The organism is Nitrospirillum amazonense, from assembly GCF_029594735.1.
GTDB classification, from domain to species: domain Bacteria; phylum Pseudomonadota; class Alphaproteobacteria; order Azospirillales; family Azospirillaceae; genus Nitrospirillum; species Nitrospirillum amazonense.
In genome coordinates, this window is the sequence record NZ_JARPAF010000004.1 from 246,313 (window position 1) to 269,939 (window position 23,627).

Here is a 23,627-nt window from a genome sequence, read left to right on the forward strand (position 1 = left end):
AGACGACGAGGGACGATAGTCATGACCAGCCAGCCACCCCGCATGACCACCACCGCGGGCGCCCCCATCGCCGACAACCAGAACAGCCTGACCGCCGGCCCGCGCGGCCCTGTCCTGATGCAAGACTATCAACTGATGGAAAAGCTGGCGCACCAGAACCGCGAGCGCATTCCGGAGCGTGTGGTGCATGCCAAGGGCTGGGGCGCGTTCGGCACCCTGACCGTGACCCACGACATCACCCGCTACACCCGCGCCAAGGTGTTCGGGGCGGTGGGCAAGAAGACCGATCTGCTGATCCGTTTCTCCACCGTTGCCGGCGAACTGGGGGCCGCGGATGCCGAGCGGGACGTGCGCGGCTTCGCCGTCAAGTTCTATACCGAGGAAGGCAACTGGGATGTGGTCGGCAACAACACCCCCGTCTTCTTCATCCGCGACCCGCTGAAGTTCCCGGACTTCATCCACACGCAGAAGCGCCACCCCCGCACCAACCTGCGCAGCCCCACCGCCATGTGGGACTTCTGGTCCCTGTCGCCGGAAAGCCTGCACCAGGTCACCATCCTGATGTCGGACCGCGGCTTGCCGCCCAGCCCGCGCTTCATGAACGGCTACGGCAGCCACACCTACAGCTTCTGGAACGACCAGGGCGAACGCTTCTGGGTGAAGTTCCACTTCAAGACCCAGCAGGGCCACAAGCACCTGACCAATGACGAGGCCGCCCAGGTGGTGGGGCGGTCGCGCGAAAGCTACCAGGAAGACCTGTTCGGCAGTATCGAGGCGGGCGACTTCCCGCGCTGGACCCTGCAGGTCCAGGTGATGCCCGAGGCCGACGCCGACAAGACGCCCTACAACCCCTTCGACCTGACCAAGGTGTGGCCGCACGCCGACTATCCGCTGATCGACGTGGGCGTGGTGGAGCTGAACCGCAACCCCGACAACTACTTCGCGGAGATCGAGCAGGCGGCGTTCAGCCCGTCCAACGTCGTCCCTGGCATCGGCCACAGCCCCGACAAGATGCTGCAGGCCCGTATCTTCTCCTACGCCGACGCCCACCGCTATCGCCTGGGCACGCATTACGAGGCGCTGCCGGTGAACCAGCCCAAGTGCCCGGTGCACCACTATCATAAGGACGGGGCCATGCGCTTCTTCCGCAACGACACCGGCAACCCGGACGCCTATTACGAGCCCAACAGCCTGGGCGGCCCGACCCAGGACCCCGGCGTGGCCGAACCGCCGCTGCGCCTGTCGGGCGAGGTCGGTCGCCACGACCATCGCGCGGGCAATGACGACTACAGCCAGCCGCGTGCCCTGTTCACCCTGATGGACCAGGGCCAGAGAGAGCGGCTGTTCGCCAACATCGCTGCCGCCATGCAGGGCGTGCCGCAGGCCATCGTGGAGCGCCAGCTGGGCCACTTCGCCCTGGTCCATGCCGACTACGCAGCGGGTGTGCGCCGGGCCCTGGCCCAGGGCGAGGGCGCCGACCGGCCGGAGACGGCCATCCCCTGACACCCCATCCCACCCTGGAGCCCGTCCCCAAACCGGCCCTTCCCCGTGATCCCCCACCGGGAACTGGCCTTGGCACCAGGGAACCTGGTGACCGGGTGTGCCCGAAAAGCCACCCGGTCACATTTTTCTTCAGCAATCGCGCACTTTCAGGTTGTGGCCGGGCGGCCCGGCGGCTTAGCCTCCAGCCCATCACAACAAAGGGTCATATTCCGATGCGCCTCGTCACCCAATTCAGCCAGCAAACCGCTGTGCCGCTTGGGGCGGGGCTTTGTCTGTTTATGACACGGGGTTTTGGGGGCAACGGCTAAGCACCGTCCCCGACACACCCGATAACAGGCCCCGCGAGCAGCTGCCCGCGGGGCTTTTTGTTGTGCCCCAATCCCGCCGATGCCGCCGTCCCATCCCTTGCGGGGCGGTGGCGTCACCACCCTGGCAATGCCGGTGCAGCGCGGGAACGACCTTTTAAAATTGGGATGGTTCTCATGGACTTGGACACGCTGATCACCATCGCGCCCAACCTGTTCCTGCCGGCCGCTTTCGCCGGCGTCTTCCTGAAGGCCATGCTGCTGGGCCTGGGCGTGGCGGCGCCGGTGGGCCCCATGGCCTTCCTGTGCATGCGGCGGACGCTGGCCGGCGGCTGGCGCCTGGGCCTGGCCACCGGGGCCGGCATCGCCACCGGCGACGGCGTCTACGCCGGTGTCGCCGCCTTGGGCTTGACGGAGGTCTCGGCCTTCGTCACCGACCATGGCCGGCCGCTGCACCTGCTGGCGGGGCTGTTCCTGGGCTGGCTGGCCTATGCCGCCCTGCGGCGGAAGCCCGCCGGCCCTGAAACGCTAGAGGGCAATAGCCGGCCGGCCGCCCTCTCGACGCTGTCCCTGCCGCGCGCCTGGGCCTCCTCCTTCCTGCTGACGCTGACCAATCCGCCCACCATCATCGTCTTTGCCGCCATGCTGACCGCCTTCGTCCCCCTCTCGGCCCTTTCCGGCGCGGAGGTGGCGCGCCTGCGCATCGCCACCACGGTGGCGGGCGTGGCGGCGGGTTCCCTGCTGTGGTGGGTGGTGCTGGTGGCGGGGGTGGCGGCCTTGCGAGGCATGATGGCGCCGCGCGTGGCGCGGGCGCTGGACATCACCGCCGGCCTGGCCTTCCTGGCCTTCGCGGCGGTGGAGCTGCACCGGGCGGTCCTGCCGTGAGAGGCGCGTCAGCGTCCGCGGTATCGGGCCAGGACATGCCTGCCCTCGGGCGACATCTTGGGCAGCACCTCCATCATGATGTCCTCCAACACCGGGCCGATGGGTTGGCGCTGTTCGCGGGCGTTGGCCATGGCGGCGCGCAGGGCGTCTGGGTCCAGCGGCGTGCGGTCGATTTCCGCCCGCACCTGATCCATGGCGGCGGTGAAGCGGCCCTGCGCCGCCTCCAACTGCGCCATGTGGCTGACGATGGCGCTGCGCAGCAGGCTGCGATCCCCCGCCGGCAGCTGTTCCGCCAACTGCCCCACCAGGGTGGCCAGCGCGTTTCCGGCGGCGGAGTGGGCCAGCACCGGGGGCAGGGCGCCCAGGGCCGCCCGCTGGCGCCATTGCTGGGCGCCCAGGAAGGCCAACAGGAACAGGTTCAGGGCCAGGGACAGGAGGAAGACGAAGCGCAGAACCGGTGAGCGCATGGGGGCAAACCTTCGGTGAAGAATTGGGCGGACGGGAACGGGGGCGCTACTGCACCAGCCAGTCACCGCCCACACCCGCCAGGGTGAACAGGGTGGCCAGCGAGGCCGTGGCTGGCGCCGCCGCCTCGGCCGGCGGTGTCAGCCAGGTGCCGGCCAGCCAGCCGGCCACCGCCATGGTGGCGAAGACGGCGCCGGCCGGCCGCCAGGACAGCCATGGGGTCGACGGGGCCGGACCCTGCCGCTGGCGGATGCGGCGCAGGCTGGCGTCGATGCCGGCCTGGACGCGGGCCGCGCCCGGCGCATCTTCTTCCAGGCCGTCGCCGGCAAGGGGGGCCCAGCGACGCAAGGCGGCTTCCCACAGGTCGTGCGCGTCCGCGTCCTGGGCACGCAGGCGCCGGGCGGTGCGCCGGGTCTCCGGCGGCCAGTGGTCGATGTCCGGCCCGTGGGCCGCCAGCAACCGGGCGAATTCCTCAATGGTCATGGCTCACCCTTCCTTCCAAAAGGCTCCCTGCTGCCCTTGGTCAGCGCCCGTTCCAGCGCGCCCCGGGCACGGTACAGCAGCGACCAGTAGGCCCGCAGGTTCAGGCCCAGCACGGCCGACGCCTGGGGCCCCGGCATTTCCTGGTAATAGAACAGCACCAGGGCCGCGCGCTGCTTTCCCGGCAGGCTGGCCAGGGCATCGCGTACCCGCCGTTGCTCCGATCGGCGTTCCATTGTCTCGGCGGCGCCGTCGCTGGGGTCGGCCACGTCCATCGCCGCCTCCAGCGGGGCGTGCCGGCGGCCGCGCAGGCGGTCGAGGCATAGCCGATAGGTGACGGTGTAAAGCCAGGTGGACAGCTGGGCGCGACCAGGCGTCCAGCGTGCCGCATGGTTCCACACCCGCACCAGCACCTCTTGCGCCACGTCGTCGGCCTCCGCCTCCGAGGTCAGCAGGCGCTTGGCCAGCCGCCAGGTGGCTGCATAATGGCGCTGGCCCACCTGGCGCAGCGCCCGCTCGTCCCCCTGGGCGACCCGGGCCATCAGGGTGTCGTCGTCCGCCCCATCGTCCCCGTCGGGGGCGGGCAGGCGGCCCCAGGGCTGCTGGCCCGTCACGGGATGTCCTGTCGCAAGGACGTGACCCGCGCGCTCAGGCTGTCGCCGGGGCGGCCAAACAGCTGGCGCAGGCGGGCGCCCACCCCCCGCGCCCGGGCTACGTCACGGGCCATGGCCCTCCATTCGCGCAGGCACACCACCAGCGGATTGCCGCTGGGGGCGACATGGGCCAGGCCGTAGGTCAACGGCACATCGGGCAACGCCTGGGCGAAGGTGCCAAACAGCCGGTCCCAGACGATGACCACGCCGCCGTAGTTGCGATCCAGGTATTCCGGGTTGCTGGCATGGTGCACCCGGTGGTGGGCGGGGGTGTTCAGCACCCATTCCAGCGGGCCCACGGTGCCCACCGCCTCGGTATGCAGCCAGAACTGATAGAACAGGTTCAGCGCCAGCATCCCCGCCACCGCCACCGGGTTGAAGCCCAGGAAATACAGGGGAACGTAGACCAGCCAGCCGCCGGACAGCACTTCCGTCACCCCCAGCCGAAAGGCGCTGGCCAGATGCAAGGCGGTGGGAGAATGGTGGACGCTGTGCGATGCCCAGACCCAGCGCACCTCATGACCCAGGCGATGGCCCCAGTAGTAGCAGAACTCCTCTCCCGCAAACAGCAGGGCCAGACCCCACCAGCGGTCCAGCGGCACGGTGGCGATGCGGTGGGTCCAGGCATACCAGGCCACCGGCGCCACGACACCGGCCAGCGCCAGCTTCATGGGTATGCGCATCAGCAGGACGGCCACCGAGGTTGCCGTTTCCGACCAGGGATAGGGCCGCCGCCGCGCGGCGTACCACGCCACCTCCGCCGCCACGGCGGCCGCGACAACGGGGTAGAACTTCAGGGGAAGGACGCTGGCGCCACCCAGGATGGCCATGGCCGAACCTCGCAGGAAACGGTGGATTTGGCGCTGATACGCAGGCCGAGCCTTCCCGTGTTCGGGCGGGGTCGCAGGATTTTTGAAAAACGGGATCGAATAGTTGGCGGGGGCCGCGGCGTACCAGGGCCAGGCGGCGGAAATGGCCGTCCCTGTCCCCTTCAACACGGATACCCCATATGATGTCCAAGACGCTTGTTGGCACTTCCCTCGCCCTGTCGTTGGTCCTGGCACCCGTGGCGGCCCTCGCCCAGTCCCAGGATGGTCAGCCGGCCCACCCCGCCGCGCGCGCCGCCATGAAAGCCTGCCAGCCCGACCGCCAGGCTCTGTGCAAAGACGAACAGCCCGGCGGCGGCCGCATCCTCGCCTGCCTGAGGGCGCACGAGGACAAGCTGTCGCCTGACTGCAAGGCGGCGCTGGCCACCCTGCCGGCCAAGGGCCAGGCGCCCCAGAACCAGTAAGGCCGGGCCAACAAGGACGGGTCCGCGGGCAGCCCCGCCCTGTGCAAACAGACAGGGCTGCCCTCCAACCCAAGGCGTTGGCGGGGGCGGACGATCTGCTATTCTGCGGCCCTCCGGACCCGGAATGGGGTTCGTCCTTCGGAGCCCGCGTTTCCATGCCTGCCGCCGCGCCGCCACCATCCGCCCCGTTGTCCCCGGCCGCCACCGCCCCGGTTTCGACATCCGGGCACGCGCATAGCGCCGCCGCGTCCGGCGCGCCGGAGCGGCTGACCCTGGCCCTGCCCAAGGGCCGCATCCTGGATGAGGTGCGGCCGCTGCTGGAGGCCGTGGGCCTGCGGCCCGAGGCCGCGTTCGACGATCCCAAAAGCCGGGCGCTGCGCTTCGCCACCAACCTGCCGCATGTGGAGATCATCCGCGTGCGCAGCTTCGACGTCGCCACCTTCGTCGCCTTCGGCGCCGCCCAGATGGGCGTGTGCGGCAACGATGTGCTGATGGAATTCGACTATCCCGAAATCTATGCGCCCCTGGACCTGGGCATCGGCCATTGCCGCCTGGCCGTGGCCGAGCCGGTGGCCGAGGCGCAGGGCGACGATCCGTCGCGCTGGAGCCACGTGCGCGTGGCCACCAAGTATCCCGAGGTCACCCGCCGCCACTTCGCCCGCCGCGGCGTGCAGGCGGAATGCATCAAGCTGAACGGCGCCATGGAACTGGCGCCCAGCCTGGGCCTGTGCCAGCGCATCGTCGACCTGGTGTCCAGCGGCGCCACCCTGAAGGCCAACGGCCTGGTGGAGATCGAGCATATTGCCGACGTGACCTCGCGCCTTATCGTCAATCGCGCCGCTTTCAAGACCCGCCATCCGGAGATCCAGGACTGGATCAACCGTTTCACGGAGGTTGTCACCCATGCCGCGTGAACTGCGCACCACCGATGCCGGCTTCGAGGCGGACTTCGACCGGCTGCTGCATGCCAAGCGGGAATCCCAGAGCGACGTGGCCGACGCCGTGGCCGAGGTGCTGCGCGACGTGCGCCTGCACGGGGATGAGGCGCTGATCAAATACACCAGCCGCTGGGACCAGCTGGACCTGACACCCGACCGGCTGCGCATCGCGGAGTGTGAGATCGAGGCCGCCGTGGCCGCCTGCGACCCCGAGGTGATCGAGGCGCTGAAGGTCGCCGCCGGCCGTATCGAGGCCTTCCACCGCCGCCAGACGCCCGACACCTACGATTATGTGGACGAGGCGGGCGTGCGCCTGGGCGCCCGCTGGACACCGCTGTCGGCCGTGGGTCTGTATGTGCCCGGTGGCCTCGCCTCCTACCCCAGCTCCGTCCTCATGAACGCCATCCCGGCCAAGGTCGCGGGGGTGAACCGGCTGGCGATGGTGGTGCCGACGCCGGAAGGGGCGCTGTCCCCCCTGGTGCTGGCGGCCGCCCGCATCGCCGGCGTGGATGAGATCTACCGCGTGGGTGGCGCCCAGGCGGTGGCGGCGCTGGCCTATGGCACCGCCACCATCCGCCCGGTGGATAAGATCGTGGGGCCCGGCAACGCCTATGTCGCCGCCGCCAAGCGCCAAGTGTTCGGCACCGTGGGCATCGACATGATCGCCGGCCCCTCGGAAATCCTGGTGGTGGCCGATGGTGCCAACGACCCCAGCTGGATCGCGGCCGACCTGTTGTCCCAAGCCGAGCATGACAGCAGCGCCCAGTCCATCCTGATCAGCGATGACGCCGCCTTCATCCAGGCGGTGCGCACGGCGGTGGACACCCACCTGAAGACCTTGCCGCGCGCCGTCATCGCCGGGGCCAGCTGGCGCAACAACGGCGCCACCGTCCTGGTGCGCGACCTGGACGAGGCGGTGGCCCTGGTCGATCGCCTGGCGCCGGAGCATCTGGAACTGGCGGTGGCCGATCCGGACGCGCTGGCGGCCAAGGTCAACCACGCCGGCGCCATCTTCCTGGGCCGCTACACGCCCGAGGCCATCGGCGACTACATCGCGGGGCCCAACCACGTGCTGCCCACGGCCCGCAGCGCCCGCTTCTCCTCCGGCCTCAATGTGCTGGACTTCATGAAGCGGACCACCCTGGTGGGCTGCGACGCCGCCAGCCTGGGCCGGCTGGGTCCGCAGGCCGCCATTCTGGCCGATGCGGAGGGGCTGGGCGCGCACGCGCTGTCGGTTCGCGTCCGGCTGGGCCGCTGAGGGAACGCCCGGATGTCGGATGCCCCGAAGCCGGACGCTGGCCGCCAGCGCATCGTCCACGTCGAGCTGGTGGAGCAGACGGCCATCCGCCGCCGGCCGGAGGTGGAGCATGAGCGGGCGGTGGCACTGTTCGACTTGGTGGAGGAAAACCAGCAGTTTCAGCTGGTGGACCATCCGGACGCCGGGCCCTATCGCCTGTTCCTGTCCATCGAGGACAACCGCATGGTCTTCGACCTGCGGGACGAGGGAGATGCGGAGGTTGACCGCATCACCCTGCCGCTGACGCCCCTGCGCACGGTCATCCGCGACTATTTCCTGATCTGCGAGGGCTATTACAAGGCCATCAAGACCGCCAGCCCGTCGCAGATCGAGGCCATCGACATGGGCCGGCGGGGCCTGCACAACGAGGGCTCCGACCTGCTGCGCGAGCGGCTGGCCGCCAAGGTGACCATGGACCATGGCACCGCCCGCCGCTTGTTCACCCTCATCTGCGTCCTGCATATCCGGGGCTGAGGGGAAAGATGGCGGAGCGCCCGGATCCTTTCGCCGCCTTCGCCCCTGCCGTGCATCCGGCCCAGATCACCAGCGTGCTGTTCGCCTGCACCCACAACTCAATCCGGTCGCCTATGGCGGCGGCCCTGCTGCGCCATCTGCACGGCCATCGCCTCTATGTCGACAGCGCCGGCGTGCGCGAGGGCGACCCCGACCCCTTCGCCGCCGCGGTGATGGAGGAAATGGGCATCGACATCAGCCGCCATCGCGCCAAGACCTTCGACCAGCTGGAAGACACCAGCTTCGACCTGGTGGTGTCGCTGTCGCCGGAGGCGCAGCACCGCGCCGTGGAGATGACCCGCACCACCGCCTGCGACGTGGAATTCTGGCACACCTTCGATCCCAGCTTCATCGAAGGCAACCGCGAGACCCGCCTGGCCGCCTATCGCCAGGTGCGCGATAGTCTGCTGGCCCGCATCAAGCAGCGCTTCCCGCTGGGGCCTGTGCCGGTGTTGTGAGGGCCAATTTCCCGTGGGATACTGCGCCATCGTTCAGGATCGCAGGGAGGCGGCATGAGTCTGAGGGAAGCGATATCAGCGGATTACCATTTATACCGTCGGTGGTTTGAGCGGTCCCTCGACGTGATATGGGGGCTGCCGCCGGAGCTGCGGGCGAAAGCTGATCCGATGAGGGAAATCGAAAGAGCGGAAAGCAAATCTATTTCTAGTGCTATAAAAATGTTGAGCTCTGGAATTGAAGATACTATTTCAATAACAGAGAGAAATTCCATTGGCCAACTATCGATTATTGACATAAAACTCCAGAGTGATGGGCTTCCTAGCCTTAGTTTTATAAAAAATCTATTTTCAAAGGAAATAAAAAAGATATTGAAGCTGAAGTTTATTGAAAGCGAAGAAGATTATTTCTCACTTAAGAATCTCGAGGATTGCGATCCTCCAGAGAAGGTGAAGATGTTGATTCGGGAATTGTGTGGTTCTTACGAGCTAAGGACCCGCCAAGGAGTGGTTTGACCACGGGCAGGGGACGCTCCCGTCACCGTCCATACCAGAACCGGTCCGGCAGGGCCGCCGTCTCCGGCGACAGCAGCGGGTTGGGAATTTCGATGCGGCGACGGCTGTCCAGATGGGCTTCGGTCAGCATCTGGCGGATGTAGGGGCTGTCGTTGAAGTATTTCAGGAAGGTGCCGTCCTCATAGGCCTTCATCAAGCCCTTCTCGATGGCGGCGGCGAGGGCCTCGTTGGCCTTGCTGGTGTAGAAGAAGCTGTCGAAAGGGTAGACCAGGACAAGATCGCTTTCCACCGCCAGGTCGGACACATCGGGCGTGCGCTGAGCGACCTCGGCGAAGATCTCGTTGGCGCCGCGGGGGAAATAGTCGATGCGGTTCAGGCCCACCAGGCGGAACAGCAGATCATAGCGGAAGGCCTCCACCGGCAGGCCCGCCGCTTGCAGGATGTCGACATCGGGCCAGCCCAGGGCCTGGCCGGCGGTCAGGCGCTTCAGGTCGTCCAGGGTGCGGACGGCGGAAAACTTGGCCTGCGCCGCCTTGTTGATGATGAACAGGCGATAGCCCAGCACCCCCCGGAAAAGGGGAATGCGGATGGGCCGCAGTTCCCGTTCCAGCTTGGCGGACATGCCGTTCCACATCAGCGTCACCTCCGTCCCTTGTTGCAGGGCCACGGCGGCGCGGGCCTGCTCCATGACCGTGGCGCTGGGCCGGATGGTGTAGCGCACACCCACCTTGTCCAGGGCCAGGCGCAGCAGGCCCAGGGGATATTCATCCCGGGGGTCGGTGGCGCTCTCCGTGGCGCGGGGGTAGACGATGGTGAAGACCTCATCGTTCCGCGCGCGCGCCGGGGGTGGGGAAGCGTCATCCGCGGGCGGTGCGGCATTACCCGCCGTCCGCGTGTTCGTCGTCACCAAGGCCGTGCACAACAGTGCCGTAGCCACCCTTGTCCACCCCATCGAACCGTCCCCCGCAGGCCGCGCCGCATCCCCCCGGCGGCGGCGTGACCCCTGATCTTGCCTTATGGCGGCACCATTTGCGGCGCGTATTTTGACAAATGAAATCGTTCACAGGTGCCGGCGTCAGAAATCGTTGCGCGCCGTCTAAGCGCCGTGGCGCCGGCCGACACGGTATGGAACAATTACTCCCTGCCTTTTCACAACCCGGCGGTGTCTGATGCGTTGGCTTGGCGTGGCGCTCGCGTGCCTGTTGGTTCCCGTTTCCTTGTCCGGTTCTTATGCCCAGGCCCAGACGAAGCCGCCCGAAGCGCCGTCCCCCGGGGCCAAGCCCGCCACCGCCCCGCCGCCCCTGATGCTTCAGCATCCCAGCCTGTCGGCCAGCCTGATCGCCTTCGATTACGGCGGGCAGATCTGGACCGTGCCGCGTGCGGGCGGACAGGCCACCCTGCTGGCGGCGGGGCAGGGGCAGAACAGCGGCCCTGTCTTTTCCCCCGACGGCAGCCTGGTTGCCTACACCGGAACCTATGACGGCAACACCGACGTCTATGTCGTGCCCGCCACCGGCGGCCAGCCGCAGCGCCTGACTTGGCACCCCGGCCGCGACGTGGCGGTGGGCTGGACGCCGGACGGCAAGAACGTGCTGTTCCGCACGCCGCGCACCACGCCGCGCGACCTAGATCAGCTCTACACCATCCCCGTCACCGGCGGGGCTGCCACCCAGCTGCCGCTGCCCTCCGGCTTCCAGGCCAGCTATTCCCCGGACAGCGGGCGCCTGGCCTACGTGCCGTTCTCGCAGTGGCAGCCGGCCTGGAAGCACTATCGCGGCGGCCAGACCTCGCGCGTGTGGATCGCCGCGCTGAGCGACAGCAGCGTGGTCAAGATCCCGCGCGACAACTCCAACGACCGCAATCCGCTTTGGGTGGGCGACACCGTCTATTTCCTGTCGGACCGCGAGGGGCCGGTAGCCCTCTACGCCTATGACGTCAAGACGGCCAAGGTCACGTCCGTTGTCCGTAATGAGAGGGGCTTCGACATCCAGTCGGCGGCGGCCGGCCCGGGCGGCATCGTCTATGACCAGTTCGGCACCCTGAACCTGTACGACACCACCACCCGCCAGGCGCATGCCGTGCCGGTGACCATCTCCGGCGAACTGCCGCAGACCCGGGCCCACCTGGAAACACTGGACCCGGGCCAGATCCTGCACGCGGCCATTTCACCGACCGGCAAGCGGGTGCTGTTCGAGACGCATGGCGAGATCCTGTCCGTGCCGGCGGAGAAGGGCGACGTGCGCAACCTGACGCAAAGCCCAGGCGTGGCCGACCGCGACCCCGCCTGGTCGCCGGACGGCAAGACCGTGGCCTGGTTCTCCGACCAGGGTGGGGAGTACGCCCTGCACCTGCGCTCCGCCGACGGCCTGGGCCCGGTGAAGGTCATCGGCCTGGGCCAGCCGCCCAGCTATTTCTACGGCCCCCTCTGGTCCCCCGACAGCAAGAAGATCGCCTATACCGACAAGCGGCTGAACCTATGGGTCGTCGATTTGGACCACCCCACCCCGGTGAAGGTGGACACCGACCGCTATGACAGCCCGGCCAGCCAGCTGAACCCGGCCTGGTCGCCGGACAGCCGCTGGATCGCCTACGCCAAGCAGCTGCCCAACCACCTGCACGGCATCTTCGTCTACAGCCTGGCCGACAAGAAGGCGCAGATGGTGACGGACGGGCGCAGCAACGCCACCTCCCCGCGCTTCGATCGCGGCGGCAAGTACCTGTACTTCGTGGCCTTCACCAACAATGGCCTGGACCAGGGCTGGCTGGACATGTCCAGCATGGGCCGCGCCACCGACGGGCGCGTCTATGTCATGGTGCTGCGCCGCGACCTGCCCTCGCCCCTGGCGCCGGAGAGTGACGAGGAAGCGGCCGCCGACGGCAAGAAGTCCGGCCAGGATGAGGGCGACAAGAAAGGGGATGACAAGAAGGGCGATGGCAAGAAGGCCGCGGAGGTCCGCATCGACTTCGCCGGCCTGGACCAGCGCACCCTGGCCCTGCCCATCCCGCGCGTGAACCTGGCGGGCATCGAGGTCGGGACGGAGGGTATCGTCTTCGCCGCCGCCCAGCCGGTAGCCCTGACGGATGAGGATTACCTGGAGGGTGACGAGAACGGCCCGCCCAGCCTGGAGGTCGCGCGCTTCGACCTGAAGACGCGCAAGACCGACAAGTTCGTGGACGGCGTGGACGCCGGCAGCTTCTTCGTCTCTGCCGACGGGCGCAAGGTGCTGTACGCCCAGCACGGCCGCTGGTTCGTGAACGGTGCCGACAAGGCGCCCGACGCCGGGGCCGGCGCCCTGAAGCTGGACGAGATGCAGGTCTGGGTCGACCCCCGGGCCGAGTGGCGGCAGATGTACCACGAGGCTTGGCGCATCGAGCGCGACTTCCTCTACGATCCCAAGGCCCAGGGCCTGGATTTGGCGAAGGCCGAACAGGTCTACGCCCCCTTCCTGGAGGCGCTGGCCGGCCGCGTGGACCTTAACACCCTGTTCGCGGAGATGACCGGCCACATCGGCCTGGGCCATACCTTCGTGGGCGGTGGCGCCTTCCCCAAGCAGGACAAGGTCAGCGTCGGCCTGCTGGGCGCCGACTACCGCGTCGTGGCCGGCCGCTACCAGTTTGCCCGCATCCTGGAGGGGGAGAACTGGACGCCCGGCGCCCGGGCGCCGCTAACCCAGCCGGGTGTGAACGTCGCCGTGGGCGACCTGTTGCTGGCGGTCAATGGCAACGAGGTGAAGGCGGACCAGGAGGTCTACCGCTACTTCCTGGGCACGGCCGGCAAGCAGACAGTGCTGACCGTGGGTCCCAAGGCCGACGGCAGCGGGTCGCGCCAGGTCACGGTGGTGCCCTTGCCCTCGGAAACCAAGCTGCGCCTGCACACCTGGATGGAGGAGAACCGGCGCAAGGTTGACCAGCTGTCGGGCGGGCGCCTGGCCTATGTCTACCTGCCGGACACGGCGGCGGGCGGCTTCGCCAACTTCAATCGTTACTACTACTCGCAAGTGGGCAAGCAGGGCGCCATCGTGGATGAGCGCTTCAACCACGGCGGCCAGATCGCGGACTTCATCGTCGAACAGATGAAGAAGACGCCGCAGATGATCGACGCCACCCGCGAGGGGGAGGAGATGGTGGAGCCGGCGCAGGCCATCTACGGCCCCAAGGTCATGATCATCAACCAGATGTCGGGCTCCGGCGGCGACGCGCTGCCCTGGCTGTTCCGCAAGGCCAAGCTGGGCACCCTGGTGGGGGTGCGCACCTGGGGCGGCCTGGTGGGCATCGGCGGCTATCCCCCGCTGATGGACGGCGGCTCCATCACCGCGCCGCGATGGGCGCTCTACGGCACCCATGGCGACTGGGAGGTGGAGAACATCGGCATCCCGCCGGATGTGGAGGTGGAGCAGGACCCCGCCCTGGTGCGCCAGGGCCACGACCCGCAGCTGGAAAAGGCGGTGGCCGTGGCGCTGGACCAGCTGGCCAAGAACCCGCCGCAGACCTTCACCCGCCCGGCCTACCCGGACCGCAAGCCGGTGCTGCCGGAGACGGGTCGATAGGTTGGCGGTAACGGGCGTGGTTCATCATCCGCGCCCGTTTCTCCGCTAAGTCTTTCAGACGGCCTCCGCCACTGCCCCATCCGGCGGCGCGTCGCGCGCGGGGGCGGGGTCGGGGATGCGCAGGCCGTGGGTGTGGGACAGCATGGCCTGGGCGATCTCCCGCTCGCCCATGATGACCAGGCTGGCGCCGTGCTGGCGCAGATGGTCCACGGCGGCGTCGGTGTGGGCGCGGGCGATGATGTCCAGCTGTGGGTTGCGCTTGCGCGCCTGGGCCACCACCTGCCCCGCCTCGAAGCTGTTGGGCACGGCCACGAACAGCCACCGCGCGCCCTCCAGGTTGGCGGCGGCCAGCACATCCGGCTGGGCCGCGTTGCCGGCAATCACCTCCTGCCCGGCGCCGCGCAGCTGTTCCAGGATGCCGGTGTCCTCTTCCACCACCAGCACGGGCGTGCCGTCCTGGCGCAGGGCCTCGCCGACCAGGCGGCCGACACGGCCATAGCCGATGATGATGGCGTGGTCGGCCAGGGCGGTCGGTTCGGGGGCCGTGAGGGTTTTGACCTTGGTCGGGGCCTCCGCCGTTTCCGCCTCGCCGGTGGTGGCCGCCGCCTTGCGCGGGCGGTGGGCAGCCAGGCGCTGCAGGCCGATGAACACCAGCGGGTTCAAAAGGATGGACAGAATGGCCCCCGCCAGGATCAGGCTCTGCCCCGTGGGCGGCAGCAGACCCAGATCCACGCCGAACGCCGCCAGGATGAAGGAGAATTCGCCGATCTGCGCCAGGCCGCCGGCGATGGTCAGCGCCGTTGGGATGGTATGGCGGAAGGCGCGCACCAACACGTAGGCCGCCACCACCTTGCCCACCAGGATGATGGCCAGGGTGCCCAGCAGGGGCAGCGGGTGGTCGATCAGGATGTGCCAGTCGAACAGCATGCCCACCGACACGAAGAACAGCACGGCGAAGGCGTCGCGCAGGGGCAGCGATTCCTCTGCCGCCTCATGCGCCAGGGGGGATTCGGCCAGGGTCATGCCGGCGAAGAACGCGCCCAGTGCGAAGGAAACGCCGAACAGCTCGGCCGCCCCGAAGGCCACGCCCAGCGCCACCGCCAGCACCGCCAGGCGGAACAGCTCGCGTGAGCCGGTCTGGGTGACGCGATGCAGCACCCAGGGGATCAGCCGGCGCCCGCCCGCCAGCATCAGGGCGACGAACAGCGCCACCTTGCCCAGGGTCAGCGCCAGGGTCAGGGCCAACTGCGACAGGGGGGGCGAGCCCATGCCGCCCATCAGGTCGCCCAGCGCCGGCAGCAGCACCAGCGCCAGCACCATGGCCATGTCCTCCACCACCAGCCAGCCGATGGCGATCTTGCCGCCCTGCGTCTCCATCAGGCGGCGTTCCTGCAGCGTACGCAACAGCACCACCGTGCTGGCGACCGACAGGGCCAGGCCGAAGACCAGCCCCGCCCCCAGGCCCCAGCCCATCAGGCGGGCCAGGCCCATGCCCATCAGGGTGGCGACGCCGATCTGCGCCAGCGCCCCCGGAATGGCGATCAGCTTCACCGACATGAGGTCGGACAGGGAGAAATGCAGGCCCACCCCGAACATCAGCAAGATGACGCCGATCTCCGCCAACTGCGACGCCAGGTGCTGGTCGGCGACGAAGCCCGGCGTGAACGGGCCCAGGATGACTCCCGCCAGCAAATACCCCACTAGGGGCGAGATGCGCAGGCGGGTGGCGATGGCGCCGAGGACGAAGGCGCAGCCGAGGCCGCCGACGATGATGGCGATCAGGGGGGTCTCATGCACCATGGGCGGGGGGTGGCCTCCGGATATGGTTTTGGGGGCATATGCCCCGGCTTCGCGGGGCACCCTAGCAGGCCGGGCCGTCCCATCCCACCCTGCAACGGGCGGAATTCGCCTGGTGCCGCCATTTTATGGGCCGGAATGGAAACGGCAGTGACGGGGGGCACCGGGACCCCCGTCACTGCCGTTGTTCACGCCGTCACGGGCCCAGGTTTACGGACCCGAGCCGCGCCACGTTGTCGTCGGAATTGCGGTCGATCAGCTTGTTGTAGGGATCGACGCCGACGAACGCCGGCTTCCTGTCCACCACCAGCTCGATGGTCTGGTCGCCGAAATGAAGCGGGTGCTTGGCCAGGTGGATGACGTCGTGGTCACCGAAGGCCCCTTTCCCCGGCTCGGCGCTGAACAGGCCGATGTCGATGGGCATGGCGATGAAGGGTATGGGCGCCTCCTTGCCTTGGCCGTCCGCCTCGAATTTGGCGGCGCTGACGGTCACGCTGACCTTGTACCGGCCGTCGGGCAGGGTCTCGGCGTGCGAGGCCGTGACCTTCAGGTCGTACAGGATGATCTTTTCCAGCATGTCGCTGATCAGGTCTGCCTGGTCCGGCGCCTCCGCCTTCAAGGCCGCCACCAGGTCGGTGGACAGGGCGTAGCGGTCGGTGCGAGCCCGGCTTTCCTTCAGCAGGCGGGCCAGCGCCCGGTTCACCGTCTCCTCGCCCAGGTAATCCTTGAGCGCGTACATGGCCAGCGAGCCTTTCTGGTAGTGGATGTAGGGCTGCCCCTCCACCCGCACCAGCGGCAGTTCCTCCAGATCCTCGTGCCCGCGCGCGCCCAGATAGCGGTCCAATTCGAATTTCAGGAACTTGCGGATCTGGTTGGGGCCGTATTCATGCTCCATCACCATCAGGGCGGTGTACTGCGCCAGGCTTTCCACCAGCAGGGTGCCGCCCTGGACGTTGGCGGCGATCAACTGGTGACCCCACCATTGATGGGCGACCTCGTGCGCCGTGACGTAGAACACCGGATCGATCTTGGTCGTGTCGCGCAGGTCGCTGACGAAGCCGATGCCCTCGGAATAGGGAACCGTGTTGGGGAAGCTTTGGGCGAAGCGGCTGTAGTCCGGGAATTCCAGCACCCGCAGCTGCCGGTGCTGATAGGGGCCGAAGTTCTGGCTGGCGTACGTCAACGCCCGCTTCATGCCCAGCATCATGCGGTCCACGTTCCAGGCGTGGGGCTGATGGTAATACACCGCCAGGTCGACGGCGCGGTCGCCCTCGCCCCAGGTGTCGCGCGCCACGGTGTAGCGGGCCGACAGCCAGGATTCGAAATGGGCGATGGGGGTGTCGGTGCGATAGTGGAAGTAGCGGCGGTCGCAGCCCATCGCATCCTTGGCCGTCCATTCCTTTTCCAGGTAGCCCGGTGCGATGGCGATCTGGTCCGGCACGGTGGAGATGGTGGTCTCAAAATCCACGAGGTCGGCGTCCGATCCCAGGTCCGACACCGTCCACTGGCTCTGGTCCTCCAGCTTGGCCATGCGGTCTATAGGCTCCAACCCATGCTTCCGGCGGCGGAAGCGGTCCTGCAGCAGCCGGGCCTTGGTGAAGCCGATGACGGGCAGCGCGCGGCCATAGCCGATGAAACTGCCGTTATCCACCACCATGGGGGCGCGGGCGTTGTTGGTGAAACCCGGATGGCGCTGGCTGATGGTGAAGTCCAGCTGCCGGCGCTCCCCCGGCGCCAACGGCTGATCCAGGGTGAAGATGTAGTAGTTCAGCGCGTGGTCCTCGGTGGTCAGCCGCGCCCCCTCCAGCGACGCTTTCCCCAAGTCGATGCCCGTGGGCAGGACCATGTGCACCTGGGACAGGGGTGCCGGTGTGTGATTTTCCAGGACATAGCGTCCGCGGGCGTCAAAGCCCTGGACGGCGGGATAAAGGTCCACATCCACCGACACGCTGGTGATGCGCGGCTGGGGCAGGGTCTCGTACTGGCGGTAGGCATGCTCGAAGGCCACGTCGCGGGCCTCATCCCCGTCCCGGCTGTGGAAGGTGTTCAGGACGTGGGTGTTGTGGTGGATCCATACGCCGCTGGCGATGAAGGCCGCCAGCAGCAGGCCGGCCAGGGCGCCGGTGGGCAGAGTCCACCCCGTCACCAGTGCCCGGCCCCGGTCGCGCCAGGTCAGGGTGCGGCTGCGCGGCCACATCAGATGGGTCAGCAGCAGCAACAGCACGGCCGCCGCCCCCCAATAGACGCTGAACCAGGTATGGCCCGCCAGGAAATGGCCATAGCCGTTCATATCGGACAGGTGCAGGTCCGGCGTGCCGCCGTACAGCAGCAGGTTGTCCTCCAGCCCCAGGCGCTGCGCCGTCGCCAGAAGGACGGTGTAGACCACCATGACCGCATAGCCGACGAACTTGTTGGGCGACAGCACCTGCGCGAACAGGGTCAACGCCGCCACGATCAGCATGTCGGGGAAGGCCATGCCCATCAGGGGCGTCAGGTACAGGCCGGGCTCGATGGCCACGGGTCCCCGGGCGATCTGCACCCCGACCGACGGCAGGATGGCGACTAGCCATAGGCCGGCCATGACCAGGGCCACCGTCAGGAACTTGGACAAGGTGAAGATCCAGCCGGGGGCCGGTGTGGCGCCTACGATGTCGGCCATGCCCGCCTGGCGTTCCCGCCACACCAGTTCACCCGTGTAATAGCTGGCGATGGCCAGCGGGGCGATGGTGAAGGTGCCCAGGATCAGCAACACCATGAGGCGGGTCACGGGGTAGGTTTCAGTGCCGTACCATTTGTTCTGCAGCAGCAGCGACGCCGTCATGTTGATGGTGCTGAGCGCCAGCAGGATCCAGAAGCTGGGGCTGCGCAGCGTGGCGCCCACCTCGAACGCCAGGCGGCGGCGGAGCATCAGCCACGCTGCGCCCAAACCCAGGCGGGGCGGGACGGGCCGAAGCACGGCCGCCGGAAGGGCCGCGTCCGTGGCCGGTTTGGGCGTCGCGGGCGGGCGGGGCCCCCGCCGCAGGGCCCAGGCGTCCCCCGCCAGCGCGATGCCGAACAGCGCCAGGCCCACCCCGACCCATATCGCCCGGTTGGCCAGCAGGATGCCGGCCAGGGGCGGCAGCTGAGTGTTGCGCTCCACCACTGTCCAATAGCGGGTGATGTTGGCGTAGGGCGACAGGCCGAAGGGGTCGAGATAACCGACCAGCGTGCGATAGCTGGGGTCGGACATGGCATTGCTGCTGACGGCATAGATGCCGATCAGGGCGATCATGACCACATACGTCGCCATCTGGCGGCGGGTGAAGGCCGCCACGGCGAAGAACAGCGCGCCCGTGACCAGCATGTTGGGCACGCTGAACACGCCCAGCGCGTACAGGTAATCCAGCGGGCGGAAGGCGCCGAAATGTTCCGGATCCACCCACCAGGCCAGGCGTCCGACGATGACGCCCCACTGGCAGGAGGAGATGGCGATGGTGCAGGCGATGATGGCGCCCACCAGGCGCCCGCCCAGCAGCAGGGGACGGGGCACCGGGGTCGCGCCTACCATGCCCGCCATGCCCGTGTCGGCGTCGCGCAGCACCGGGTCGGTCAGGCCGCGCAGTACCATGGTCATGGCGAACAGGCTGAGGATGCCCGCGATCTGCAGCACGACGAAGGGGCTGTCCATGTGGACGCCGTTGCTGCGGCCGCCCACCTGTATCTGCTCCACCGTCGTGGCCAGGAAGGTGATGAGGAAGAAGATGAGGAAGTTGATGATCAACGCTGGTTGGCGCAGCTGATAGCGCAGCTCGAACCAGGCGATGCGGGCAATAAGGCACAGCGCGGCCATGGGGTGACCTGTCCGTTGCGGAAAAGGATAAGGGTGGCCAGGGGCCGGCGGCATCAGGCGGCCAGCACCGCGGGATGGCGTCGCTGGTGAAGGGCCGCGAAATAGACGTCCTCCAGATCACCCGGCACCGCCTCGAACCCGGCACCGGGGTCACTGTCGGCCAGGACATGCAGCACGCTGCGCCCGCCCACCAGTCGCGTGGCGATGACCTGGTGGGATTGGCGGTAGGCATCAACCTCCGCCTTTGCCACCACCTTGCGCCAGACGCGGCCGCGCATGCCCTCGATCAGGGCGGCGGGGTCGCCCTGGGCCACGATCTGCCCGCCCTCGATGATGGCCATGCGCGGGCACAGATCGGCCACGTCGTCGACGATGTGGGTGGACAGGATGACCACCACATTCTCCCCGATCTCCGACAACAGGCCGTGGAAGCGGTTGCGCTCCTCCGGATCCAGGCCGGCGGTGGGCTCATCCACGATGATCAGGCGCGGGTCACCCAGCAGGGCCTGGGCGATGCCGAAGCGCTGGCGCATGCCGCCGGAAAAGCCGGACAGGGCCTTCTTGCGCACATCGTACAGATTGGTCTGCTGCAGCAGGGCGGTGACCTGCTGCAGCCGTTCCGCCTTGTCCGCCAGGCCCTTCAGCACGGCCAGGTGGTCCAGCATGTCTTCCGCCGACACGCGGGGATAGACGCCAAATTCCTGGGGCAGGTAACCCAGGGCTTGGCGCAGACGCTGGGGTTCCGCCAGCACGTCGACACCGTCGAAGGTGACGCGGCCGCCGGTCGGCTGCTGCAGGGTGGCGACGATGCGCATCAGCGTGGATTTGCCGGCGCCATTGGGGCCCAGCAGGCCGAACATCCCCCGGGGAATGTCCAGGGTCAGGCCGCGCAGTGCCTGCACGCCGTTGGCATAGGTGTGCGTCAGACCGTCGATCTGCAGCATGGTTTCAGTATCCCCCGCGTTCATCCCTGCAAATCAGGGTGTTAGCGTCCATGGTATTGCAGGGGCGACGCAAATCAATGCCATTATGAGGTGATGGCAGGGGGCCATTTTCAGCCGGCACTTGTGCGCCGCCTTGGCTCAGGCGCCCGTTGCCAGATCGCCGGCCAATGGCGGGGCGGGCGGTGGCGATGCCGCGGCCTTACGCCGCGTCCGCTTGCGCCGGGGCTTGGGCAGGGGCGTCTCGGGCGACGATATCTCGGGCGGCGCCACCGCCCGCGGCGCCACCGTCTGCAGCGCCGCCAAGGGCGGCGGGTCGATCGTCTTTTCGACGGGCGTCTCCGCCATCGGCGCCGGTTCCGGCAGGTCCGCCGGCTCGGTCGTCTCTTCGGCCGCTGCCGTGCCGGGCGCCTCCACCTTGGGCTGGTGGGCCTGCATCCAGGTGTAAATGATGGCCATCAGCACGAAGGCGGTGGCCAGCAGGCCGCCGGCCAGCATGTGCACCGTGTCGCCCCGGCGCAGCAGGCTGAGGCCGAACAGAATGCCGGCGGCGCATTGTGCGGGCACCAGCAGGCGGGCGCCCAGGCGGCGCCACGGATAGGTGCGGGCGCGGGCCAGGGCGGTCTGGAAGATATCACGCGCCGTCCGCCCCACAGGGCGCAGATGGTGCGCCAGCCACTGCCGGGCGGATGCGGTTGCTGGCCGCAGACGGGCGTGGAGTCGGCGCAGCAGCGCCAGACCCGTCGCGCCCCAGGTTCGACCCAGGCGCAGGATGGCGTGACCGAACCGGCCGGTGACCGCGTTGCCTGCCGCGCTGATCCGCCAAACCAGTCGGCCCCCCCTGTCAAGGCCCTTGGCCAGCCTTTCAAGCACGCCCCAGCCTATGGCTGCAAGGCGGGCGGCCAGGCGCGACAGGGCGCCCGGGCCCCTGCGGGGCGGCGGGCCCAGCCGGGCCGGGGCGGCGGCCTGCCGCTCCATCACCCGCAGGGTGCGGGCCAGGCGCCAGGTCAGGCGGCTCGCCTGGTGGTCCAGGACATAGCCCGCCCGCACGGCCAGGGCGATCCAGGCGCGGCGCAGGCGGGCGGACGCGCCGGTGCCGCGCGGGTCCCGCATGTGGCGGGCGGCGTTGTCCAGCGCACGGTCGCGCCAGTGGCGCAAGGTGCCGGCGGCGACCTGCGGGCCGGTCAGGGTCAGGAACAAGGACAGGCGCTGCCCCCAGGCGCGGGTACGTCCGAACAGGGCGGCACCCGCGCGGTGCCGAAGGGCGCGCAGCCAGATCAGGGCCAGGGTCCAGGCGATGGTCATCCACCGGCCCAGGCCGGCGCGGGCGCGGTAAAGGCACCGGGCCACGGGGCCGGCCGGCGGGTGTGCCGAAACCGCCGCCCCGGTTATGGCCGCGTCGACCGTCTGCGCGATCGCGGCCCCCTGATCCCTGCCGTCCCCCGACATGGCGCCCCCGCCTATCCCCGGGGTGGCGCCGCCCCTGGCGACCACCCAAGGGCACAGTCTGGCAGGTTCGCGGCAGCCCGCAAGGTGCTGCACCTATGCCGTTCGGACGGGCAACGCCGTCACGCGCAGGGGGCCTTGAGTCCTATGGACAGGCGGGGGTCATAGCGCCAGGCCGAAGGCCAGGCGCAGGCCCTCATGCAGTTGCACGCCATAGCCGCCCAGCACGGCCAGCCGCTCGATCAGCACCAGGATCAGGGCGGAGAACAGCACCAGCCGCAGGGTCGCGCGCAGGCGCCGTTCCGGCTTCACCTTGGTCCACACCCGCAACAGGGCGGCCAGGAAACCCAGGCCCAGCAGAACCGCCGACACCCGCAGGCCCACGACCACGCCCAGCGTGCCGAACAGAGCGACCAGCGCCGCCATGCCCACCAGCACCAGGCGCAGGATCATGCCCCGGCCCCCGTTCACTTGGAAGGGCATCAGCGGGCGACCTTCACCAGGGCGTGGTTCTTCTTGCCGGACGACAGCTTGATGATGTCGCCGTCGGTGATGTCGGCGGCGGTGATCTTGGCCTGCTCATCGGCGATGCGGATGTCGTTGACCTTGGCGCCGCCGCCCTTGATCAGGCGCCGGGCCTCGCCGTTGCTGCCCGCCAGGCCGGAACGCAGCAGCAGGGCATAGGCGGGGATGCCCTCCTCCAGTTCCGCCAGGCCGACGTCGATGCTGGGCAGGCCTTCTGAGGTCGCGCCCTGCTCGAACGTCTGGCGGGCGGTCTCTGCGGCGGCGGCCCCGGCTTCCTCCCCCCGCATCAGAGCGGTGACGGCGTTGGCCAGGATCTTTTTGGCCTCGTTGATCTCGGCCCCCTGCAGGGCCTCCAGCCGCGCGATCTCATCCAGCGGCAGCTCGGTGAACAGCCGCAGGAAGCGGCCGACGTCCGCGTCTTCGGTGTTGCGCCAATACTGCCAGAAGTCCCAATCGCTCAGGCGCTCCGGATTCAGCCAGACGGCGCCGTTGGCGGTCTTGCCCATCTTGGCGCCGGACGCGGTGGTCAGCAGCGGGGCGGTCAGGCCGAATAGGGCCGCCTGCGACACGCGCCGGCCCAGCTCCACGCCGTTGACGATGTTGCCCCACTGGTCCGACCCGCCGCACTGCAGCTGGCAGCCAAAGCGGCGGTTCAGCTCCACGAAGTCGTACGCCTGGAGGATCATGTAGTTGAATTCCAGGAAGGTCAGCGGCTGTTCCCGGTCCAGCCGCGTCTTCACGGAATCGAAGGTCAGCATGCGGTTGATGGTGAAGTGGCGGCCCACGTCGCGCAGGAAGGGGATGTAGGCCAGCTCATCCAGCCAATCGGCGTTGTTGGCCAGGATGGCGCCGTTGGGCCCGTCGTTGAAATCCAGCAGCCGATCCATGGGCTTGCGTATGCCCAGAATGTTCTGGGCGATGGCGTCGTTGGTCAGCAGCTGGCGGGATTCATCCTTGCCCGAGGGGTCGCCGATCTTGGTGGTGCCGCCGCCCATCAGCGCGATGGGCCGGTTCCCCGTCCGCTGCAGCCAGCGCAGGATCATGATCTGCACCAGGCTGCCCACGTGCAGACTGTCCGCCGTCGCGTCGAAGCCGATATAGCCCGTCACCGGCCCGGCCAGGAAGGCGGCGTCCAGCGCCTCCATATCGGTGCACTGGTGGAAGAACCCGCGCTCCGTCATGACGCGCAGGAACTCGGACTTGGGGGCGTAGGGGGACGCGCTGTTCATGGATGAACTCTG

General features: G+C 68.5%; 20 protein-coding genes. 9 read left to right on the plus strand and 11 right to left on the minus strand.

Annotated elements, in window-relative coordinates:
• Window positions 1-21 precede the first annotated feature (21 nt).
• Together P5F91_RS21850 and P5F91_RS21855 are read left to right on the plus strand one after the other, a co-directional pair.
• The gene (locus tag P5F91_RS21850; protein ID WP_277908252.1) at window positions 22-1,503 is read left to right on the plus strand and encodes a catalase; all 1,482 of its coding nucleotides are present in this window, start codon (window positions 22-24) and stop codon (window positions 1,501-1,503) included.
• A 482-nt stretch (window positions 1,504-1,985) separates the two neighbouring features.
• Window positions 1,986-2,693, plus strand: coding sequence for a LysE family translocator (locus P5F91_RS21855; protein ID WP_277908253.1), 708 nt, complete (start codon window positions 1,986-1,988; stop codon window positions 2,691-2,693).
• A gap of 8 nt (window positions 2,694-2,701) precedes the next feature.
• On the opposite strand, the gene P5F91_RS21860 is transcribed toward P5F91_RS21855, so the two are convergent.
• From P5F91_RS21860 to P5F91_RS21875, 4 genes are read right to left on the minus strand one after another with little or no spacing between them, the layout of a single operon-like run.
• Window positions 2,702-3,160, minus strand: coding sequence for a periplasmic heavy metal sensor (locus tag P5F91_RS21860; RefSeq protein ID WP_277908254.1), 459 nt, complete (start codon window positions 3,158-3,160; stop codon window positions 2,702-2,704).
• Window positions 3,161-3,206: 46 nt separating this feature from the next.
• Complete coding sequence (locus P5F91_RS21865; RefSeq protein ID WP_277908255.1) at window positions 3,207-3,641, minus strand: hypothetical protein; 435 nt, start codon at window positions 3,639-3,641, stop codon at window positions 3,207-3,209.
• Complete coding sequence (locus P5F91_RS21870) at window positions 3,638-4,252, minus strand: sigma-70 family RNA polymerase sigma factor (protein ID WP_277908256.1); 615 nt, start codon at window positions 4,250-4,252, stop codon at window positions 3,638-3,640. The genes P5F91_RS21865 and P5F91_RS21870 overlap by 4 nt, the downstream gene beginning before the upstream one ends.
• Window positions 4,249-5,121: a sterol desaturase family protein gene (locus P5F91_RS21875; RefSeq protein WP_277908257.1), complete on the minus strand. Its 873-nt coding sequence runs from the start codon at window positions 5,119-5,121 to the stop codon at window positions 4,249-4,251. Before P5F91_RS21875 ends, P5F91_RS21870 begins: the two co-directional genes overlap by 4 nt.
• 179 nt (window positions 5,122-5,300) lie before the next feature.
• On the opposite strand from P5F91_RS21875, the gene P5F91_RS21880 reads away from it, so the two are divergent.
• From P5F91_RS21880 to P5F91_RS21905, 6 genes are all read left to right on the plus strand, one after another.
• Window positions 5,301-5,582 (plus strand): cysteine rich repeat-containing protein, encoded by a 282-nt coding sequence (locus P5F91_RS21880; protein WP_277908258.1) that lies wholly within the window; start codon window positions 5,301-5,303, stop codon window positions 5,580-5,582.
• A 155-nt stretch (window positions 5,583-5,737) separates the two neighbouring features.
• Window positions 5,738-6,496, plus strand: a complete 759-nt coding sequence (gene hisG / locus P5F91_RS21885; protein ID WP_277908259.1) for an ATP phosphoribosyltransferase — start codon at window positions 5,738-5,740, stop codon at window positions 6,494-6,496.
• Complete coding sequence (gene hisD / locus P5F91_RS21890; RefSeq protein WP_277908260.1) at window positions 6,486-7,778, plus strand: histidinol dehydrogenase; 1,293 nt, start codon at window positions 6,486-6,488, stop codon at window positions 7,776-7,778. Before hisG ends, hisD begins: the two co-directional genes overlap by 11 nt.
• A gap of 12 nt (window positions 7,779-7,790) precedes the next feature.
• Window positions 7,791-8,291: a UPF0262 family protein gene (locus P5F91_RS21895; RefSeq protein WP_004272608.1), complete on the plus strand. Its 501-nt coding sequence runs from the start codon at window positions 7,791-7,793 to the stop codon at window positions 8,289-8,291.
• An 8-nt stretch (window positions 8,292-8,299) separates the two neighbouring features.
• A complete protein-coding gene (locus tag P5F91_RS21900) occupies window positions 8,300-8,788 on the plus strand; it encodes an arsenate-mycothiol transferase ArsC (protein WP_004272607.1) in 489 nt (162 codons plus the stop codon).
• Window positions 8,789-8,842: 54 nt separating this feature from the next.
• The gene (locus tag P5F91_RS21905; protein WP_277908261.1) at window positions 8,843-9,301 is read left to right on the plus strand and encodes a hypothetical protein; all 459 of its coding nucleotides are present in this window, start codon (window positions 8,843-8,845) and stop codon (window positions 9,299-9,301) included.
• Between the two features lie 22 nt (window positions 9,302-9,323).
• On the opposite strand, the gene P5F91_RS21910 is transcribed toward P5F91_RS21905, so the two are convergent.
• Window positions 9,324-10,208 carry a type 2 periplasmic-binding domain-containing protein gene (locus P5F91_RS21910; RefSeq protein WP_277908262.1) on the minus strand — a complete coding sequence of 295 codons (885 nt, stop codon included), beginning with the start codon at window positions 10,206-10,208 and terminating at the stop codon, window positions 9,324-9,326.
• A 310-nt stretch (window positions 10,209-10,518) separates the two neighbouring features.
• Here P5F91_RS21910 and P5F91_RS21915 point away from each other — a divergent pair, with 310 nt between their 5' ends.
• A complete protein-coding gene (locus P5F91_RS21915; protein WP_277908263.1) occupies window positions 10,519-13,848 on the plus strand; it encodes a S41 family peptidase in 3,330 nt (1,109 codons plus the stop codon).
• 54 nt (window positions 13,849-13,902) lie between these two features.
• Here the strand turns inward: P5F91_RS21915 and ybaL are convergent, their stop codons facing one another.
• The 6 genes from ybaL to tyrS form a co-directional block, all read right to left on the minus strand.
• Window positions 13,903-15,648: a YbaL family putative K(+) efflux transporter gene (gene ybaL / locus P5F91_RS21920; RefSeq protein ID WP_277908264.1), complete on the minus strand. Its 1,746-nt coding sequence runs from the start codon at window positions 15,646-15,648 to the stop codon at window positions 13,903-13,905.
• A 193-nt stretch (window positions 15,649-15,841) separates the two neighbouring features.
• The gene (locus P5F91_RS21925; RefSeq protein ID WP_277908265.1) at window positions 15,842-19,474 is read right to left on the minus strand and encodes an ABC transporter permease/M1 family aminopeptidase; all 3,633 of its coding nucleotides are present in this window, start codon (window positions 19,472-19,474) and stop codon (window positions 15,842-15,844) included.
• Between the two features lie 53 nt (window positions 19,475-19,527).
• On the minus strand, window positions 19,528-20,418 hold the full coding sequence (locus P5F91_RS21930) for an ABC transporter ATP-binding protein (protein ID WP_277908266.1): 891 nt from the start codon (window positions 20,416-20,418) through the stop codon (window positions 19,528-19,530).
• Between the two features lie 138 nt (window positions 20,419-20,556).
• Window positions 20,557-21,765: a hypothetical protein gene (locus P5F91_RS21935; protein WP_277908267.1), complete on the minus strand. Its 1,209-nt coding sequence runs from the start codon at window positions 21,763-21,765 to the stop codon at window positions 20,557-20,559.
• Between the two features lie 258 nt (window positions 21,766-22,023).
• The gene (locus tag P5F91_RS21940) at window positions 22,024-22,344 is read right to left on the minus strand and encodes a hypothetical protein (RefSeq protein WP_277908268.1); all 321 of its coding nucleotides are present in this window, start codon (window positions 22,342-22,344) and stop codon (window positions 22,024-22,026) included.
• Entirely contained in the window at window positions 22,344-23,615 is a 1,272-nt protein-coding gene (gene tyrS / locus P5F91_RS21945; protein ID WP_145608708.1) for a tyrosine--tRNA ligase, read from the minus strand. Before tyrS ends, P5F91_RS21940 begins: the two co-directional genes overlap by 1 nt.
• Between the last annotated feature and the right edge of the window lie 12 nt (window positions 23,616-23,627).

Excerpts from the sequence above, each read along its gene's own strand:
- P5F91_RS21850 (WP_277908252.1), top strand. The coding sequence starts at position 22 with ATGACCAGCCAGCCACCCCGCATGACCACCACCGCGGGCGCCCCCATC.
- P5F91_RS21855 (WP_277908253.1), top strand. The coding sequence starts at position 1,986 with ATGGACTTGGACACGCTGATCACCATCGCGCCCAACCTGTTCCTGCCG.
- P5F91_RS21860 (WP_277908254.1), bottom strand. The coding sequence starts at position 3,160 with ATGCGCTCACCGGTTCTGCGCTTCGTCTTCCTCCTGTCCCTGGCCCTG.
- P5F91_RS21865 (WP_277908255.1), bottom strand. The coding sequence starts at position 3,641 with ATGACCATTGAGGAATTCGCCCGGTTGCTGGCGGCCCACGGGCCGGAC.
- P5F91_RS21875 (WP_277908257.1), bottom strand. The coding sequence starts at position 5,121 with ATGGCCATCCTGGGTGGCGCCAGCGTCCTTCCCCTGAAGTTCTACCCC.
- P5F91_RS21880 (WP_277908258.1), top strand. The coding sequence starts at position 5,301 with ATGATGTCCAAGACGCTTGTTGGCACTTCCCTCGCCCTGTCGTTGGTC.
- hisG (WP_277908259.1), top strand. The coding sequence starts at position 5,738 with ATGCCTGCCGCCGCGCCGCCACCATCCGCCCCGTTGTCCCCGGCCGCC.
- hisD (WP_277908260.1), top strand. The coding sequence starts at position 6,486 with ATGCCGCGTGAACTGCGCACCACCGATGCCGGCTTCGAGGCGGACTTC.
- P5F91_RS21895 (WP_004272608.1), top strand. The coding sequence starts at position 7,791 with ATGTCGGATGCCCCGAAGCCGGACGCTGGCCGCCAGCGCATCGTCCAC.
- P5F91_RS21900 (WP_004272607.1), top strand. The coding sequence starts at position 8,300 with ATGGCGGAGCGCCCGGATCCTTTCGCCGCCTTCGCCCCTGCCGTGCAT.
- P5F91_RS21905 (WP_277908261.1), top strand. The coding sequence starts at position 8,843 with ATGAGTCTGAGGGAAGCGATATCAGCGGATTACCATTTATACCGTCGG.
- ybaL (WP_277908264.1), bottom strand. The coding sequence starts at position 15,648 with ATGGTGCATGAGACCCCCCTGATCGCCATCATCGTCGGCGGCCTCGGC.
- P5F91_RS21925 (WP_277908265.1), bottom strand. The coding sequence starts at position 19,474 with ATGGCCGCGCTGTGCCTTATTGCCCGCATCGCCTGGTTCGAGCTGCGC.
- P5F91_RS21930 (WP_277908266.1), bottom strand. The coding sequence starts at position 20,418 with ATGCTGCAGATCGACGGTCTGACGCACACCTATGCCAACGGCGTGCAG.
- P5F91_RS21940 (WP_277908268.1), bottom strand. The coding sequence starts at position 22,344 with ATGCCCTTCCAAGTGAACGGGGGCCGGGGCATGATCCTGCGCCTGGTG.
- tyrS (WP_145608708.1), bottom strand. The coding sequence starts at position 23,615 with ATGAACAGCGCGTCCCCCTACGCCCCCAAGTCCGAGTTCCTGCGCGTC.